This window comes from Streptomyces xinghaiensis S187 (assembly GCF_000220705.2).
Taxonomy (GTDB): Bacteria; Actinomycetota; Actinomycetes; order Streptomycetales; family Streptomycetaceae; genus Streptomyces; species Streptomyces xinghaiensis.
In genome coordinates this window covers 5,369,708-5,383,122 of sequence record NZ_CP023202.1, presented here as the reverse complement: position 1 = coordinate 5,383,122, position 13,415 = coordinate 5,369,708, and the positions used below count along the sequence as shown (strand labels likewise).

At 72.8% G+C, this 13,415-nt stretch carries 12 protein-coding genes and 1 pseudogene; 10 read left to right on the top strand and 3 right to left on the bottom strand.

Annotation, left to right across the window (positions count from 1 at the left end):
* The first annotated feature begins 93 nt into the window (after positions 1 to 93).
* Together SXIN_RS22985 and SXIN_RS22980 are read left to right on the top strand one after the other, a co-directional pair.
* A complete protein-coding gene (locus SXIN_RS22985) occupies positions 94 to 765 on the top strand; it encodes an HNH endonuclease family protein (RefSeq protein WP_019709297.1) in 672 nt (223 codons plus the stop codon).
* Positions 766 to 940: 175 nt separating this feature from the next.
* Positions 941 to 2,812, top strand: a complete 1,872-nt coding sequence (locus SXIN_RS22980) for an alkaline phosphatase D family protein (protein ID WP_095757445.1) — start codon at positions 941 to 943, stop codon at positions 2,810 to 2,812.
* A gap of 67 nt (positions 2,813 to 2,879) precedes the next feature.
* Here SXIN_RS22980 and SXIN_RS22975 read toward each other — a convergent pair whose 3' ends face one another.
* Positions 2,880 to 3,713 carry a superoxide dismutase family protein gene (locus SXIN_RS22975; protein WP_019709295.1) on the bottom strand — a complete coding sequence of 278 codons (834 nt, stop codon included), beginning with the start codon at positions 3,711 to 3,713 and terminating at the stop codon, positions 2,880 to 2,882.
* A gap of 230 nt (positions 3,714 to 3,943) precedes the next feature.
* On the opposite strand from SXIN_RS22975, the gene SXIN_RS22970 reads away from it, so the two are divergent.
* Positions 3,944 to 4,609 carry a DedA family protein gene (locus tag SXIN_RS22970; protein WP_095757444.1) on the top strand — a complete coding sequence of 222 codons (666 nt, stop codon included), beginning with the start codon at positions 3,944 to 3,946 and terminating at the stop codon, positions 4,607 to 4,609.
* Between the two features lie 257 nt (positions 4,610 to 4,866).
* The gene (locus tag SXIN_RS22965; protein ID WP_157916333.1) at positions 4,867 to 5,382 is read left to right on the top strand and encodes a hypothetical protein; all 516 of its coding nucleotides are present in this window, start codon (positions 4,867 to 4,869) and stop codon (positions 5,380 to 5,382) included.
* 16 nt (positions 5,383 to 5,398) lie between these two features.
* On the opposite strand, the gene ku is transcribed toward SXIN_RS22965, so the two are convergent.
* Positions 5,399 to 6,514 carry a non-homologous end joining protein Ku gene (ku, locus tag SXIN_RS22960; RefSeq protein WP_019709293.1) on the bottom strand — a complete coding sequence of 372 codons (1,116 nt, stop codon included), beginning with the start codon at positions 6,512 to 6,514 and terminating at the stop codon, positions 5,399 to 5,401.
* A 39-nt stretch (positions 6,515 to 6,553) separates the two neighbouring features.
* Here ku and ligD point away from each other — a divergent pair, with 39 nt between their 5' ends.
* The 6 genes and pseudogenes from ligD to SXIN_RS32820 all read left to right on the top strand — a co-directional run bounded on the left by ligD (position 6,554) and on the right by SXIN_RS32820 (position 12,342).
* Complete coding sequence (gene ligD, locus SXIN_RS22955; RefSeq protein ID WP_019709292.1) at positions 6,554 to 7,453, top strand: non-homologous end-joining DNA ligase; 900 nt, start codon at positions 6,554 to 6,556, stop codon at positions 7,451 to 7,453.
* A gap of 149 nt (positions 7,454 to 7,602) precedes the next feature.
* Positions 7,603 to 8,175 (top strand): annotated as a pseudogene (locus tag SXIN_RS22950) (ATP-dependent DNA ligase); the annotation flags it as partial.
* A gap of 159 nt (positions 8,176 to 8,334) precedes the next feature.
* Positions 8,335 to 9,447 (top strand): tyrosine-type recombinase/integrase, encoded by a 1,113-nt coding sequence (locus SXIN_RS22945; protein WP_016325358.1) that lies wholly within the window; start codon positions 8,335 to 8,337, stop codon positions 9,445 to 9,447.
* The gene (locus SXIN_RS22940) at positions 9,444 to 9,770 is read left to right on the top strand and encodes a helix-turn-helix domain-containing protein (protein WP_016325359.1); all 327 of its coding nucleotides are present in this window, start codon (positions 9,444 to 9,446) and stop codon (positions 9,768 to 9,770) included. Before SXIN_RS22945 ends, SXIN_RS22940 begins: the two co-directional genes overlap by 4 nt.
* A complete protein-coding gene (locus SXIN_RS31755) occupies positions 9,767 to 12,055 on the top strand; it encodes a hypothetical protein (protein WP_016325360.1) in 2,289 nt (762 codons plus the stop codon). Before SXIN_RS22940 ends, SXIN_RS31755 begins: the two co-directional genes overlap by 4 nt.
* A gap of 161 nt (positions 12,056 to 12,216) precedes the next feature.
* Positions 12,217 to 12,342 carry a hypothetical protein gene (locus tag SXIN_RS32820; RefSeq protein ID WP_019709288.1) on the top strand — a complete coding sequence of 42 codons (126 nt, stop codon included), beginning with the start codon at positions 12,217 to 12,219 and terminating at the stop codon, positions 12,340 to 12,342.
* 423 nt (positions 12,343 to 12,765) lie between these two features.
* Here the strand turns inward: SXIN_RS32820 and merB are convergent, their stop codons facing one another.
* Positions 12,766 to 13,413, bottom strand: a complete 648-nt coding sequence (gene merB, locus SXIN_RS22930) for an organomercurial lyase MerB (protein WP_016325361.1) — start codon at positions 13,411 to 13,413, stop codon at positions 12,766 to 12,768.
* Positions 13,414 to 13,415: the final 2 nt, after the last annotated feature.

The window sequence follows — 13,415 nt, the reverse complement described above, 5'->3', positions numbered from 1 at the left end:
CTGTAACCCGGCGCCCCACTCCAGGACATCTGGCGGCGGCAGCCTGTGGCCGATCCCCACCGGCCAACGTCCCCCCATCCCCAGGGAGTTCCCATGCCCCGTACCCACTCCGCCCCCACCCCGCGCGCCACGGTCTACGCGCGTCGCGCCGGCCTGGCCGCCGGGCTCACCGCCCTGATCGGCACGGTGCTGCTCAGCGGCCCCTCCGCGCAGGCGGCGCCCCCCACCCCGCCGAGCGCCTCCACCGCCCGCAGCTACCTCTCCCAGCTGACGGTCCGGGCGGAAGGTTCCAGCAGCGGCTACAGCCGCGATCTGTTCCCGCACTGGAGCACCCAGAGCGGCAGCTGCAACACCCGCGAGGTCGTGCTCGAGCGCGACGGCACCAACGTCGAGCAGAACAGCTCCTGCGCGGCGGTCAGCGGCACCTGGCGCTCCCCGTACGACGGCGGCGTGTGGACCGCCGCCTCCGACGTCGACATCGACCACGTCGTGCCGCTCGCCGAGGCCTGGCGCTCCGGCGCCTCCTCCTGGACCACCAGCAAGCGGCAGGGCTTCGCCAACGACCTCACCCGCGCCCAGCTCATAGCCGTCACGGACAACGTGAACCAGTCCAAGGGGGACAAGGACCCCGCGGAGTGGATGCCGCCGAGCAGCGGCTACCACTGCATGTACGCCCGCATGTGGGTCCAGGTGAAGCACTACTACGCCCTCTCGGTCGACTCCGCCGAGAAGTCGGCGCTCAGCGGCGTCCTGAACGGCTGCTGACCCGCCCGGCGCCCAAGAGCCCGCAGGCGGGCAGGGGTTGGGCGGCGACGGGTACGGCCGGGGACCCCGCCGGGCCCCGGCCGGCCGCCGGGCCGGACCACCCGCCGCCCCCGGCACTCCCCGCCTCCCTCCGTCGTTCCGTACCGTTGCGGGACGACGGAGGGAGGCGATCACCATGACCGGACTGCGGCTGGGCCCGCTTCTGCGGTACGTGGACGAGCACAGCGCCACGGTCTGGGTCGAGACGGACGGCCCGTGCGAGGCGGAGGTCCGCTGCACCGGCGGGGCGGAGGACGCGCGTGCCGCGGGCGGCGCACCCGGCACGGGCGGCGCACCCCTCGCGGGCGGCGCACCCCTCGCGGGCGGCGCACCCCTCGCGGGCGGCGCACCCCTCGCGGGAGCGGCCGTACCCGGTGGCACGGCACCCCCGGCGGCGCCCGGCGGCAGGGCCCGGAGCTGGCGGGTCGGCGGCCACCACTACGCGCTGGTGACCGTCACCGGCCTGGCCCCGGAGAGCACCACCCCGTACCGGGTGCTGCTCGACGGCCGCCAGGTCTGGCCCCCGCCCGGCGGTGGCGAGCCCGCCCCCGTCATCCGCACCCTTCCGCGTCCCGGCACCGACGGCGCGGACGGCGCCCCCCTCCGCGTCTCCTTCGGCTCCTGCCGCTGGGCCGCCCCGCCGTCCGCCACCGCCGGCGCCGGTCCGGGCCCGGACGCGCTGGACACCCTCTCCCTCCGGCTGGCCGCCGATCCGAACGCCGAACGCCCGGACGTCCTGCTGCTCCTGGGCGACCAGGTGTACGCGGACGAGACCTCCGAGGCGACCCGGCGGTGGATCGCGGAACGGCGCGGCCTGGAGGAGCCGCCGGGCGACCAGGTCGCGGACTACGAGGAGTACACCCGCCTCTACGACGAGTCCTGGTCCGATCCCGAGCTGCGCAGGCTGCTGGCCACCGTCCCCAGCTGCATGATCTTCGACGACCACGACGTCATAGACGACTGGAACACCAGCGAGGCCTGGCTGGCGGAGATGGAGGCCACCGGCTGGTGGCGCGAGCGGGTGCTGTCCGGACTGATGTCCTACTGGGTCTACCAGCACCTGGGGAACCTCTCCCCCGCCGAACTGGCGGCCGACCCGCTCTTCACCGCCGTACGGGAGGCACCCGACGGCACCGCGCTCGTACGGGAGTTCGCGGCCGCCGCCTACGCCGACCCCACCCACGTCCGCTGGAGCTACCGCCGCGACCTCGGCCGGACCCGGCTCCTGATGGTCGACACCCGCGCCGCCCGCGTCCTGCCCGAGCAGCGGCGCGCGATGCTCGGCAAGGGCGAGTCCGACTGGCTGCGCGAACAGGCGCTGGCCGACCCCGGCTCGCGCGACCATCTGCTGATCGGCACCTCGCTGCCCTGGCTGCTGCCGCCCGCCATCCACGACACCGAGCAGTGGAACGCGGCCCTGTGCGGCGGGGAGCGCGGCTCCCGCTGGGCCCGCTGGGGCGAGAAGGTGCGGCAGGGCGCGGACCTGGAGCACTGGGCCGCTTTCCCGGCCTCCTTCGAGGCGCTGACCGAGCTGATCGCCCGCGCGGGCGGCGGTCCGGAGGCGCCGGCCACGGTCTGCGTCCTCTCGGGCGACGTCCACCACGCGTACATCGCCGAGCCGCGGTGGACGGAGGCGCCCGGCGGTGCGGGCGGAGCCGGGCCGGACGCAGCGGCCCGGCCCTCGGCCCGGGTGTTCCAGCTGACCTGCTCCCCGCTGCACAACAGCGTCCCGGCGGCGATCAAGCTCGGTTTCCGCTTCGGCTGGAGCCGCGCGGGCCGCCTGCTGGGGCGCGTCCTGGCCCGGCACGGGCGGGTCCGGCGGTCACCGGTGAGCTGGCGGAAGGCCGGCGGACCGTGGTTCGGCAACCAGCTGATGACTTTGACGCTGCGCGGCCGCGAGGCCGCTCTGACGCTCCACCGCGCCGAGCCCGACGGCGCCGGAGGCGCGCGGCTGGCCACGGTCCTGGACCGCCGGATGACCGGCCCGGACGGCGGCGGAGCCGGCTGACCGGTGAGCCGCCCCGGCCGGACCGGCGCACCGCCGGTCCGGCCGGGCCACGGCCCCCGGCGCCTCCTCAGCGCTGCGCGGCGAACGGCACCGTGAAGCAGGCCAGCCGCGCACCGGCGGTACCGGCCGCGCCGTCCTCCGTCGCCGTGGTGTGCTCGTGCAGCACCACGGAACGGGCCTCGCCGGGCCGGAAGTTCCAGTCCTGCCGGGCCTCCGCCGCGCCGTCGCCGGCCTCGTCAGTGGTGAAGTCCAGCCACACCTCGTTGTCCGGGTTGGCGTACCGGGGGTCGGTGGACGGCTGTTCGGGGTCCCGGCGGTGCTGGTAGTGCGGCCCGGAGGAGTCCGGTTCGGCGCCGCAGGGCCGGGTGTGCACATGGGCTCCGTAGGCGCGGCCGGGCTCGAGCCCGCCCACCCGGAGCCGCACCGTCGTCCCCTCCGGGTCCGTCCACTGGCGCACGCCGATCCGGGCCCCGGGCGGCACGGCTTCCGTGTCGTAGGTGACCGCGTTCAGCAGGCCGTGCGGGGGCACCGGCGCGAATGACGAAGCCGCGCTGACCCGGGAGAACCGGGGGGCGTCCCGGGACGTCCGCTCCCCGCCCCCTTCCGGGGCCCCGGCGTCCCGGGCGGCGGTGGAGCCGTCCTCCGGCAGACGGGGGCCGAGCACGTCGCGGAGCCAGTGGCCGAACGGCGCGTCGCCGGCGGCGGCAGGGCTTCCGTCACTCCGCTCCGGGTCCGGCTCCGCCGCGCCGGCCTGCCCCACGAACGGCAGGCCGCCGGTCAGGGCCAGCACCAGGACGAGCAGGACGGCCGGGGCGGCACTGCCGCCGGCCGCCGCCCGGGTCCGCCACCCGCCCCAACGGGCCGCCGTACGCCTGCTCTTCACCGATGTCACCGCGTTCATCGCACTCCTCGTCCATACGCCGCTCTGCGGTTCCGGGGTCTCCGGGCGACCATCCCTTCCCGGCGGCGCCGGCGCTCCGTGCCCGCCGTACGGATGTTCCGCGCCCGGGTCCGGCGCGGCGCGGCCCGGAGACCGGCCCCGCCCGCCCCGGGCGTACGCTGTACGGCGGTACATGACCGCTTCTGCCGCACCCCCGCGACGCGCGGTCGGGGGTTCGGATGGGAGAAGCCGTGCTGGAGGATCTGGGGTCGCTGACGGCGGCCCCGTGCATCTACGTCATCGTCGTGGTGTCGGTGCTGCTCGACGTCTTCCTGCCCGTGCTGCCGAGCGGGGTCCTGGTGATCGCGGCGGCCACCGCGGCGGCGGGCGCGGGTGCGGCCGACGCCGTCGACGCCGCCACCGGTGCGGCCGGCCCCGCCGCGGGCGGTGTGCCGGACCTCCTGGTGCTCGCCCTCTGCGCCGCGACCGCCTCCGTCCTCGGCGACCTGGCCGCGTACCGGCTGGCCCGGCGCGGCGGCGAGCGGTTCGACCGCGCCATCGCCCGGTCCCGCCGGCTCTCCTCCGCGCAGGACCGGCTGGGCACCGCGCTGGTCCGGGGCGGCGGCCCGCTGGTGCTGCTCGCCCGCTTCGCGCCCGCGGGCCGGTCGGTGGTGAGCCTGGGCGCGGGCGCCGCGCACCGCGCGGTCCGCGAGTTCCTGCCGTGGTCCGCGCTGGCGGGCCTGATGTGGGCGGGCTACGGCGTGAGCCTCGGCTATGTCGGCGGGCAGTGGCTGGGCGCCTCCTGGTTCGGCGCCGCCGTCTCGGTGCTGGCCCTCCTCGCGGCGGGCTCGGCGGCCGCGTACGCCCTCCGGCGCCCTGCCCGCCCCGACGGGCCGCGGCCGGACGCGACGGCGTAGCCCGCGAGCGTTTCTCCCCCGCCCCGGTTCGCCCGCCGCCCCCACGGCCCGGGTCGCACGGCCGCGGCGCCGCCCGGTGCGGCCCTCACCCGTCCGGCCGCTCCTCCGTACGGCCAGTCGTTCGTACGGCCACTCGTTCGCAGCGCCCGGATCGCCGGGCCCGGGCGGGGCTCCTAGCCTTCCCCGAGGAGAGCGCGGGTCTCCGGCCGCACACGGCGGACCCGGAGCCCGCCGTGGAGGTGGAGGAGGACCCGCCCATGCGCAGCACACGCCTCGTCGCGCCGGCCGCCCTGGCCGCCGCCGTCCTGAGCGCGGCTCCGCTCACGGCGGCGGAGCCGTTCGCCCCCGCCGCGGCCGCCGCCTCGGACGACGCCCCGCCGGGCCCCGCCGTCGAGACGGAGCCGTCCACCGTCGCGCCGGGCGGCACGCTGCGCCTGCGGGCCACCGGGTGCGACAGCCGTACCGGCACGGCCTCGTCCCCGGCCTTCGGGCGCGTCAGGCTGGAACCGGGCGATCTGAAGGCCGGTCACCTGTTCGGGAGCGCCACGGTCCATCTCCACGCCCGGACCGGCGAGCACCAGGTGAGCGTCCGGTGCGGCCGCCCCGAGGGCCGGTCGGCCGCCACGCGCGTCACCGTCTCGCGGGATGCGGTGGAGGCCGGAGCGGGCGGCTTCCGCGGGACGGTGACGGCGGCGGGCGGCGCCCTGCTGCTGGCGGCCGCGGCACTCGGCCTGTATCTGCGCCGCCGCGCCCGTACGGCCGCCGGCCACTGAATCCCGTGCGGGGCCGTCAGCCGGTGGCGCGGTCCCGCTTCTTGGCGGACGCCGTCTTCTTCGCCGCCCCGGACGTGCTCCGCCGCCCGCGGGAGTCCTTTGCCGCCGATCCGCTCTTCTTCGCCGCCGTGCTCTTCCGGCTTCCCCCGGTCTTCTTGCCGGCCTTGCCCGCCCCTTCCTCCTCCGCTTCCCCGCGCTTGGCGGTGCTCTTCCGCGCCGCCGTCTTCCCGGCCGCCGTCTTCCCGGCGCCCTTTCCGGCGCCCTTCCCGGACCGCAGCTCCCGGACGTCGCCCTCCGCTTCTTCGCCCTCCGCCCCGGCGGCCCCCTCCCCGCCTGCCGCCCCGGCCTCCTCGCCGCGCCCCTCCCGTGCCGCGCGGACGCTGTTCTCCAGCGCGGCCATCAGGTCGATGACCTTGCCCCCGGCCTCCACCCGCTCCCGCGCCTCCTCCGGCTCGACGCCCTCCAGCTTCGCGGCGACCAGCGCCTCGACGGCTTCCCGGTACTCGTCGTGCAGCTCCCCGGGATCCAGGTCGCCGAGGGTCTCCATCAGGGTGTCGGCGAGGTCGAGTTCCGCGTCGCGGATGCCGACCTCGGTGTCGGGCGCGACCCCGGTCGCGGGCCGGATCTCGTCCGGCCAGAGCATGGTGTGCAGGGCGAGGGCGTCGTCGACGACCCGCAGCATCGCCAGGGTCTCGCGGCCGCGGAGGGCCAGTTTGGCGATGGCCACCTTCTCGCTGCGGTTCAGCGCCTCGCGGAGCAGGACGTACGGCTTGGCCGCGCCGCCGCCGTCGGCACCGAGGTAGTACGAGCGGTCGAGCTGGAGGGGGTCCACGGTGTCGGCGGGCACGAAGGCGAGGATCTCGATGGTGCGGGCGGTGGGCAGCGGCAGCGCGGAGAGGTCCTCGTCGCTGAGCGGCACGGTCGTCCCGTCGGCGGCCTCGAAGGCCTTGGTGATCTCCTCCGTGGGGACTTCCTCCTCGTCCAGCTCGCAGACCTTGCGGTAGCGGATGCGCCCGCCGTCGGCCGCGTGGACCTGGCGGAACGAGACCGAGTGGTTCTCCGTCGCCCCGAAGACCTTGACCGGGATGCTGACCAGGCCGAAGGAAATGGAACCCTTCCAGATGGATCGCACGATTCACACCTTTCGTGCCTTCATGTGATGATCCATGCTATGTCGATCATCGCCGAGGTGGAGGGGCGGCGGCTGGCGCTCAGCAATCTCGAGAAGGTCCTCTATCCGAGCGGTTTCACCAAGGGTGAGGTCCTGCACTACTACGCCGCTGTCGCGCCGGCACTCCTGCCCCACCTGCACGACCGCCCGCTGTCCCTGCTGCGCTATCCGGACGGCGCGGGGGGCGAGCACTTCTTCGCGAAGAACGTGCCGCCCGGTGCCCCCGCCTGGGTGAAGACCGCCGAGGTCCCGCGCTCGGAGGACAAATGGGCGCGGCAGATCCTGGTGCAGGACCTGCCGACGCTGGTCTGGGTGGCGAACCTCGTCACCGAGCTGCACACCCCGCAGTGGAAGGCCGCCGAGCCCGCCCTCGCCGACCGTCTCGTCCTCGATCTCGACCCGGGCAGCCCGGCGACGGTCGTCGAGTGCTGCGTCGTCGCGGACTGGCTGCGCGAGCGGCTGGCCGGGGACGGCCTGCACGCCTACGCCAAGACGAGCGGTTCCAAGGGGCTGCACCTGCTCGTCCCGCTGCACCCTCCCGCGCCCTCGCGCGAGGTCACCTCCTACGCCAAGGCCCTGGCGGTGGAGGCCACGCGGGCGATGCCGGGGCTGGTCACCCACCGGATGTCCCGCTCGCTGCGGCCGGGGAAGGTCTTCGTCGACTTCAGCCAGAACGCGGCCGCCAAGACCACCGCCGCGCCGTACACGCTGCGGGCCCGCGACACCCCGACCGTCTCCACGCCGGTGGAGTGGGCGGAGGTCCGGGCCTGCGCGGACCCGGAGCAGCTCGCCTTCCGCGCCGGTGACCTGCCGGGACGGCTGGAGGGGCACGGGGACCTGCTGGCCGGGCTCCTCGACCCGGAACGCGGCCACCCGCTGCCGGACCTGCGGGCGCCATGAGCGGCCCCGGAGCGGAACCGGCCCGGGGCACGGGCGCCGGGGACGGGCGCGGGCCGGGGCCGGGGGACGCCGGCGCGGAGAGCGCCGGCGGCGGCCGGCCGGCCCCCGGCACCGGCGCCCGGCCCGCCCGGGCCGTGCTGCGCCCGCCGGTGGAGGTGGCACTGGCCCGGCCAGTGGAGCGGCTGCCCCGCGGCACCGGTCTCGCGTACGAACCCAAGTTCGACGGCCACCGGGTCGTCCTGCTGCGCGACCCGGACCGCGTCCTCCTCCAGGCGCGCTCCGGCCGGATCGTCACCGACTCCTTTCCCGATCTGGTGACGGCGGCCGAGGCGCTGCCCGCCGGGACGGTGCTGGACGGCGAGGTGGTCGTCTGGACGGAGGGGCGGACCGACTTCGCCGCCGTGCAGAAGCGCGCCATGGCCCGCCGCGGCCGGGCGGCCGAGCTCGCCCGGCGACTCCCCGCCTCGTACGCGGCCTTCGACCTGCTGGCCACCGGCACCACGGACCTCCGGCCGCTGCCGTACCGGCGGCGGCGCACCGCGCTGACCGGTCTGCTGGCCCCGGTCGGACCGCCCGTCCAGGCGGTGCCGATGACGACCGACGAGGAGGTGGCCTCGCTCTGGTACGAGACGCTGACCGCGAACGGGATCGAGGGCCTGGTCGTCAAACGGCTCGACGGTCCCTACCGCGGCGGCCGGCGCGACTGGCGCAAACTGCGAAACAGGATGAATTGCATTGGTTGCAACAGTTCGTAGAGCCTCATCACGAACGTCCTGGCTGATCAGAGGCCCTGATGCGGGAACGCCCGGAGCTCCCGTACACGACTGACCAGCGCCGCTCGGTATGGACGCAACAATGATGCGTTTGATACAACGGCGGGCATGGTCGCTGAGGCACCCGGTTCGGTGCGTCTTGCCCTGGCCCCGAACGTTGTCCTTCTGGACCCGGAGCCAGCGGTTTCCTCTGCAATGAAGGAGGGATGGGCTCGGCAGCAGTCCGCGCGGTTTCTCCAGGCTTCGACGATCCAGCCCCGGCTGCGTCTGATCCAACGGTTCGAGGATTTCACGGGGTTGTACCCGTGGCAGTGGACTCCCGCCGATGGCGAGGCGTTCATCGTCCACCTTCGCAGCGGGGCCAAGCCGATCCAGTTGTCTACGGCTCGGTCCTACGAGGTGGTGATCGAGCTGTTCGTGGAGTTCCTGCTGGACCGCCGGTACGGGTGGGTTGAGACCTGCCAGGAACGGTTCGGCCTGTCACCGCAGGTGATCTTTCACGAGGGCAACTCTGTCCTGCACTCGGTGGAGTACGAGGGCGATCCCCGGCGTCGGCCTCTGACTTACGACGAGGTCCAAGCGCTGTTTGACGCCGCCGATGCCCGGCCCCGACGCATTCACGGGCAGGGCCGCAAGGGCGCACTCACCGCGCTACGTGATGCTGCCGCGCTCAAGACGATCTACGCGTACGGAACCCGGCGGACCGAGTCCTCGAAGGTCGACCTGGTGGATTTGCGGCGGCACAGGAAGGCGCCGCAGTTCGGGCAGGCCGGCAGCATGACCGTCCGGTACGGCAAGTCCTCCAAGGGGACACCGCCGAAGCGACGGACCGTGCTTCTGGTCCCTGAGATGGACTGGGTAGTCGACGTCCTCGACGAGTGGGTGCACGAGATTCGCCCGCGGCTCTCGCCGGACCGGCACCCGGCCTTGTGGGTGACCGAGCGGGTCGGACGGATGTCTCCCCGCTCGATCAACGAGGCGTTCGTGACGGCACGCCAGGACGCCGGCCTCGACGAGGACCTCGACCTGCACTGTCTGCGCCACAGCTACATCACGCATCTGACCGAGTTCGGCTACCCTGCCCGCTTCGTTCAAGAGCAGGTGGGCCATACCCACGCTTCTACGACGGCCATCTACATGGGCGTCTCTGACGAGTACCGGAACCAGCTCCTGGAGGCTTCGCTGAAGCGCCGGCTGGGTGACGACTGGGACCTTAAATGATCAAGAAGATGGGCTACGAGTGGTGTCTGCGGGCCACGATGGCCGAGCACCAGATGTTCCAGACCTCGGACCTGGTGCCGCTCCTGGCGGAACGTGGCGTGACCCTGTCGCGTGAGCAGGTCTACCGCTTGGTGACACAGCCGCCCCAGCGGATGAGCATGGACACCTTGGTCGCGCTGTGCGACATCTTCGAGTGCACACCGAACGATCTCATCAAGCCGAAGGTAGTCAACGCACAGGTCAAGAAGACCGCGGACGGACAGGCCGAGCCACTGCCGCTGAAGGAGCGGCGTACCACGATCCGGCGCCCGGGTCAGCCGTGAGGCCGCTGACACCGGACCAGATCCGCTTACGCGCCGAACTCGCCGCCGCGCAGGAGCAGATCGTCGCACTGCTGCGGTCAGCGGTGGGCGATTCCCTTGCCCCCGAACAGGCGCAGGCCGTGACGGAGGAGGCGCGGGCATGGCGTGGGGCGAACGCCTTCCGCCTGGTGCGCTATCTGTCCGAGCGGCCCGACGCGCTGAGCACGCCCAGTAGCGACTGCCCGACCTGTGTTGTGCGTTTGCTGGCTGCGCTCACCGCCGCCGGGCACGGTGACAAGGTCGCTCTGGTGGCCTGTGGCGACTGCGGACGGACTGACCCTCTTCCCGCCAACAACGGACCGGAGGGACGACTGTGTTCACGCTGCGCCAGCCGACGTGCCAAGAAGCCGTGCGCCCGCTGCGGCAAAGTGGCCAGCATCTACGCCCGCCGACCGGAGGGCGGCATCTGCAATCCGTGCAGGAACAAGGAGCCGGATGCCAAGGAGGAATGCGCCGACTGCCGCCGGATGATGATCTCGTACCGGCGCCTGCCCGACGGCACCAGCCTCTGCCAGACCTGTGCTCCCAAGAACACTCAGGCCTGTTGCCGTTGCGGACGACTACGCCGGGTCAACGCACTGACCTCCGACGGACCGGTCTGCGGCAGCTGCTACTCCAGCCCTGCCCGCCTGTGCGGTGTCTGCGGCCAGACCGTTCCCATCGTCGCCCGGGCCGACGGCACCAGGCCGGACACCTGCGACCGGTGCTACAAGCGACACGAGAAGACCTGCGCCATCTGTGAACGGGCCCGCCCAGGCCACCACATCAACGGTGGCCTGGGCCCGTTCCACTGCGACACGTGCCGCCCTCGCGAAGAGTGCGCATGCGCCCTGTGCGGCAAGGTCACGAAGGTCAAGGTCTTCTGGCCGCGAGGGCCAGTGTGCGACTCCTGCTACAGAGCAGCTCTGTCGACCCCTGCACCGTGCGCCACGTGCAGTCGACATCGCATCCTGATCGGTCAGACAGCCGAGGGAACCCTCCTGTGCAAGACGTGCTCGTTCCCCGACGAACCGGTCGAGCGGTGTTCGGCCTGCGGTGAACCGGCGGACCTCTACTCCGGCCACCGCTGTCCCTGCTGCACCCTGGCCGCCCGCGTGACCGATCTGCTCTCCGTAAACGGCACAAGCGTGGCCCAGCCACTTCAACCCCTCGCCGTCGTTCTGACCAGCGCGGAAAACCCCTACCGCGTCCTGCAGTGGCTGCGCCGAAGCCCCGCCGCCCGTCTCCTGGGGCGCCTGGTCCTCGATCCTGGAGCGCTGAACCATGAATCCCTCGACACGCTGCCACAACGGGCTGCCACCGCCTACGTGCGCGGGTTGCTTGTCACCGCCGGCATCCTGCCGCCACGCGATGAGAATCTCGCCCTGCTCACCAACTGGGTCGCGCGGACCGTGGCCGAACTCCCAGCGCGGCACGCCAATCTCATTCGTCCGTTCGCCGAGTGGCACATCATCCGCGACGCCCGCCGACGCTCAGCCCGAGGCCGTTACACCTACGCCGCGCACAAAGGCAACTGCGGCAACGTGCTCGCCGCCATCGACTTCCTGAACTGGCTCGACTCCCAGCACCTGAGCCTCCGTCGACTCCAGCAGCCGCATCTGGACGTCTGGGCGACCGACAGGCCAACCCTGCGCTCCCGTTCCATCCCCTTCCTCCGCTGGAGCACCGCACGACGCCTCTGCCCACCCGGTCTGAGCATCGAGCACCCAGCCTCGCAACTCCCCGGCCACTTCCAAGCCGAGGACGAGGCCCGAAACGAGCTGTTGCGCTGCTTCAACGACACCGCGTTGCCCTTGGACGTCCGCGTCGCGGCTGCTCTCGTCCGTCTCTACGCCCTTCCCCTGACCCGCATCGTCGAGCTCACCGAGGACCACATCAGCCGCGACCAGGAGCACACCTACCTGGCGGTCAACCAGCACCCCTTCGTGCTCCCGCCTAAGCTCGCCCGTCTCATCGACGATCAGCTCCGCCACAGCACGCCCCGGCACAGCACCACGGCCGGACGTAGGTACCTCTTGCCCGGCCAAAGTCCTGGACGCCCGCGTAACCCCCTCGGCCTCGCCGACACGCTGAGACAACACGGTCTGCCCGCCCGCGCAGCTCGGAACACCGCCATGGTGGACGCCTTGGCCGACCTGCCGCCCATGGTCATCGCTGACCTGCTCGGCATCCACCCCAAGACAGCCGAACGCTGGGCCACGCTCGCCGGCGAGAACTGGTCCGAATACTTGTCATCGCTGACGTGACCGGGCTGAGCTACGGGGCTGCTCACTCCGCGGGCGAATATGGCCTCGGGACTGGTGAGCTCGCATGTTCAGGTGTCGCGTATTCGCGGCTGAGCCCAGATGGGGTTCAGCCAAGGTGGGGCCAAAAGCCACAATGCCGCGATGAGCGCGATCCTGGGGGCATGAACATCGAGGTCTTGGTCGTGCCGGACTTCCCGAACGAGGAGCCCGCGGCCGACCTGCTGCTGTTGGACGACTCTCTGTATGAGTACGAAGGCGGGGGTTGGCGACACTCGCGGTGGACATGAGTGTCGATCTTGCTGGGCAGTCTGATCTTGCTTCGTCCACGACGACACGGTGTGCACGAGGTGGAGGTACGGAGTGCTCATCGTCGACACCGATGTCGTACGCGTGGAACGCCAGCTGCGGGCGGGTGAGTTGGCCTGTCCGTCGTGCTAGGCGGTCCTCGCGCCGTGGGGGCACGGCCGGCCGCGGGAAGTACGCGGTGATCTCGGGGCCCGTTTCTTCGTACGTCCTCGCCGATCCAGGTGCGCGGGAGAGGGATCACGGACGCCGTGCGGGCACCTCCGGCCGAGGTGACACAGAACGTTGCCGAGCCGCCTCGTCGGACGGAGCGGATCTGTCCAGGTCGCTCGGAGCGGCTCAGCCCATGTGTGACACAGAATACTTAATTCTGTGTCACACAGCCGTTGCCCGTCCGGGGACGGGATTCAGCAGCAGCCGGGCGGGGTGTCGCCGGTGAGGAGCGCCTCGGTGAGGGGTCGGCCGAGTTGGTAGGCATCGGCCACGGGCAGGACGGTGGCGACGGGGTGCTCCTCCAGCCAGCCCTTGCCCGCGTCGGGGGTGGCGAAGAAGTGGACCTGGTTGCAGAAGGCGGTGCGGATCGAGGCCGGGGCGTCGGGGGTGACGATCGAGACGACGGCGGTGGCCGGCTCCACGCTGGTGACCTGGTCCGGTTCGACGGTGAGGCGGACGGGGGTGCCGGTGGCGTGGCACGGGGACGTCACGTGGGCGGGGCGGCCGAGGATGGCGGGGAAGATCAGGGTGTCCAGCGCGCACCAGGTGTAGAGCTGCTGCCCGTCGACCTCGAAGTGGTGCGGGGTGGGGTTCTGGGTGAGGCCGCTGCCGGTGATCCGGCCCCTCTCGTCGTATTCGGTGTCGGGGTTGGCGGCGAGGGCCTCGCGGACCTGGTCGGGGGTGCGGTCGGTGGCCTGGGCGATCTGCTCGACGGTCACGGGTCGGCCCTGGGCGAGGAGTTGGAGTAGCGGGCGCCACAGCCAGGGGCGGGAGCTGGCGGCTCCGCCGCCGTTGAACGCGGTGGTCAGCCGGGTGGCGAGCTGCTGGGCCTGGGAGTCCATGG

Excerpts from the sequence above, each read along its gene's own strand:
- SXIN_RS22975 (WP_019709295.1), bottom strand. The coding sequence starts at position 3,713 with ATGAACGCGGTGACATCGGTGAAGAGCAGGCGTACGGCGGCCCGTTGG.
- SXIN_RS22985 (WP_019709297.1), top strand. The coding sequence starts at position 94 with ATGCCCCGTACCCACTCCGCCCCCACCCCGCGCGCCACGGTCTACGCG.
- SXIN_RS32820 (WP_019709288.1), top strand. The coding sequence starts at position 12,217 with ATGAACATCGAGGTCTTGGTCGTGCCGGACTTCCCGAACGAGGAGCCC.
- ligD (WP_019709292.1), top strand. The coding sequence starts at position 6,554 with ATGTCGATCATCGCCGAGGTGGAGGGGCGGCGGCTGGCGCTCAGCAAT.
- SXIN_RS22980 (WP_095757445.1), top strand. The coding sequence starts at position 941 with ATGACCGGACTGCGGCTGGGCCCGCTTCTGCGGTACGTGGACGAGCAC.
- SXIN_RS22940 (WP_016325359.1), top strand. The coding sequence starts at position 9,444 with ATGATCAAGAAGATGGGCTACGAGTGGTGTCTGCGGGCCACGATGGCC.
- SXIN_RS22965 (WP_157916333.1), top strand. The coding sequence starts at position 4,867 with ATGCGCAGCACACGCCTCGTCGCGCCGGCCGCCCTGGCCGCCGCCGTC.
- SXIN_RS22945 (WP_016325358.1), top strand. The coding sequence starts at position 8,335 with ATGGTCGCTGAGGCACCCGGTTCGGTGCGTCTTGCCCTGGCCCCGAAC.
- merB (WP_016325361.1), bottom strand. The coding sequence starts at position 13,413 with ATGGACTCCCAGGCCCAGCAGCTCGCCACCCGGCTGACCACCGCGTTC.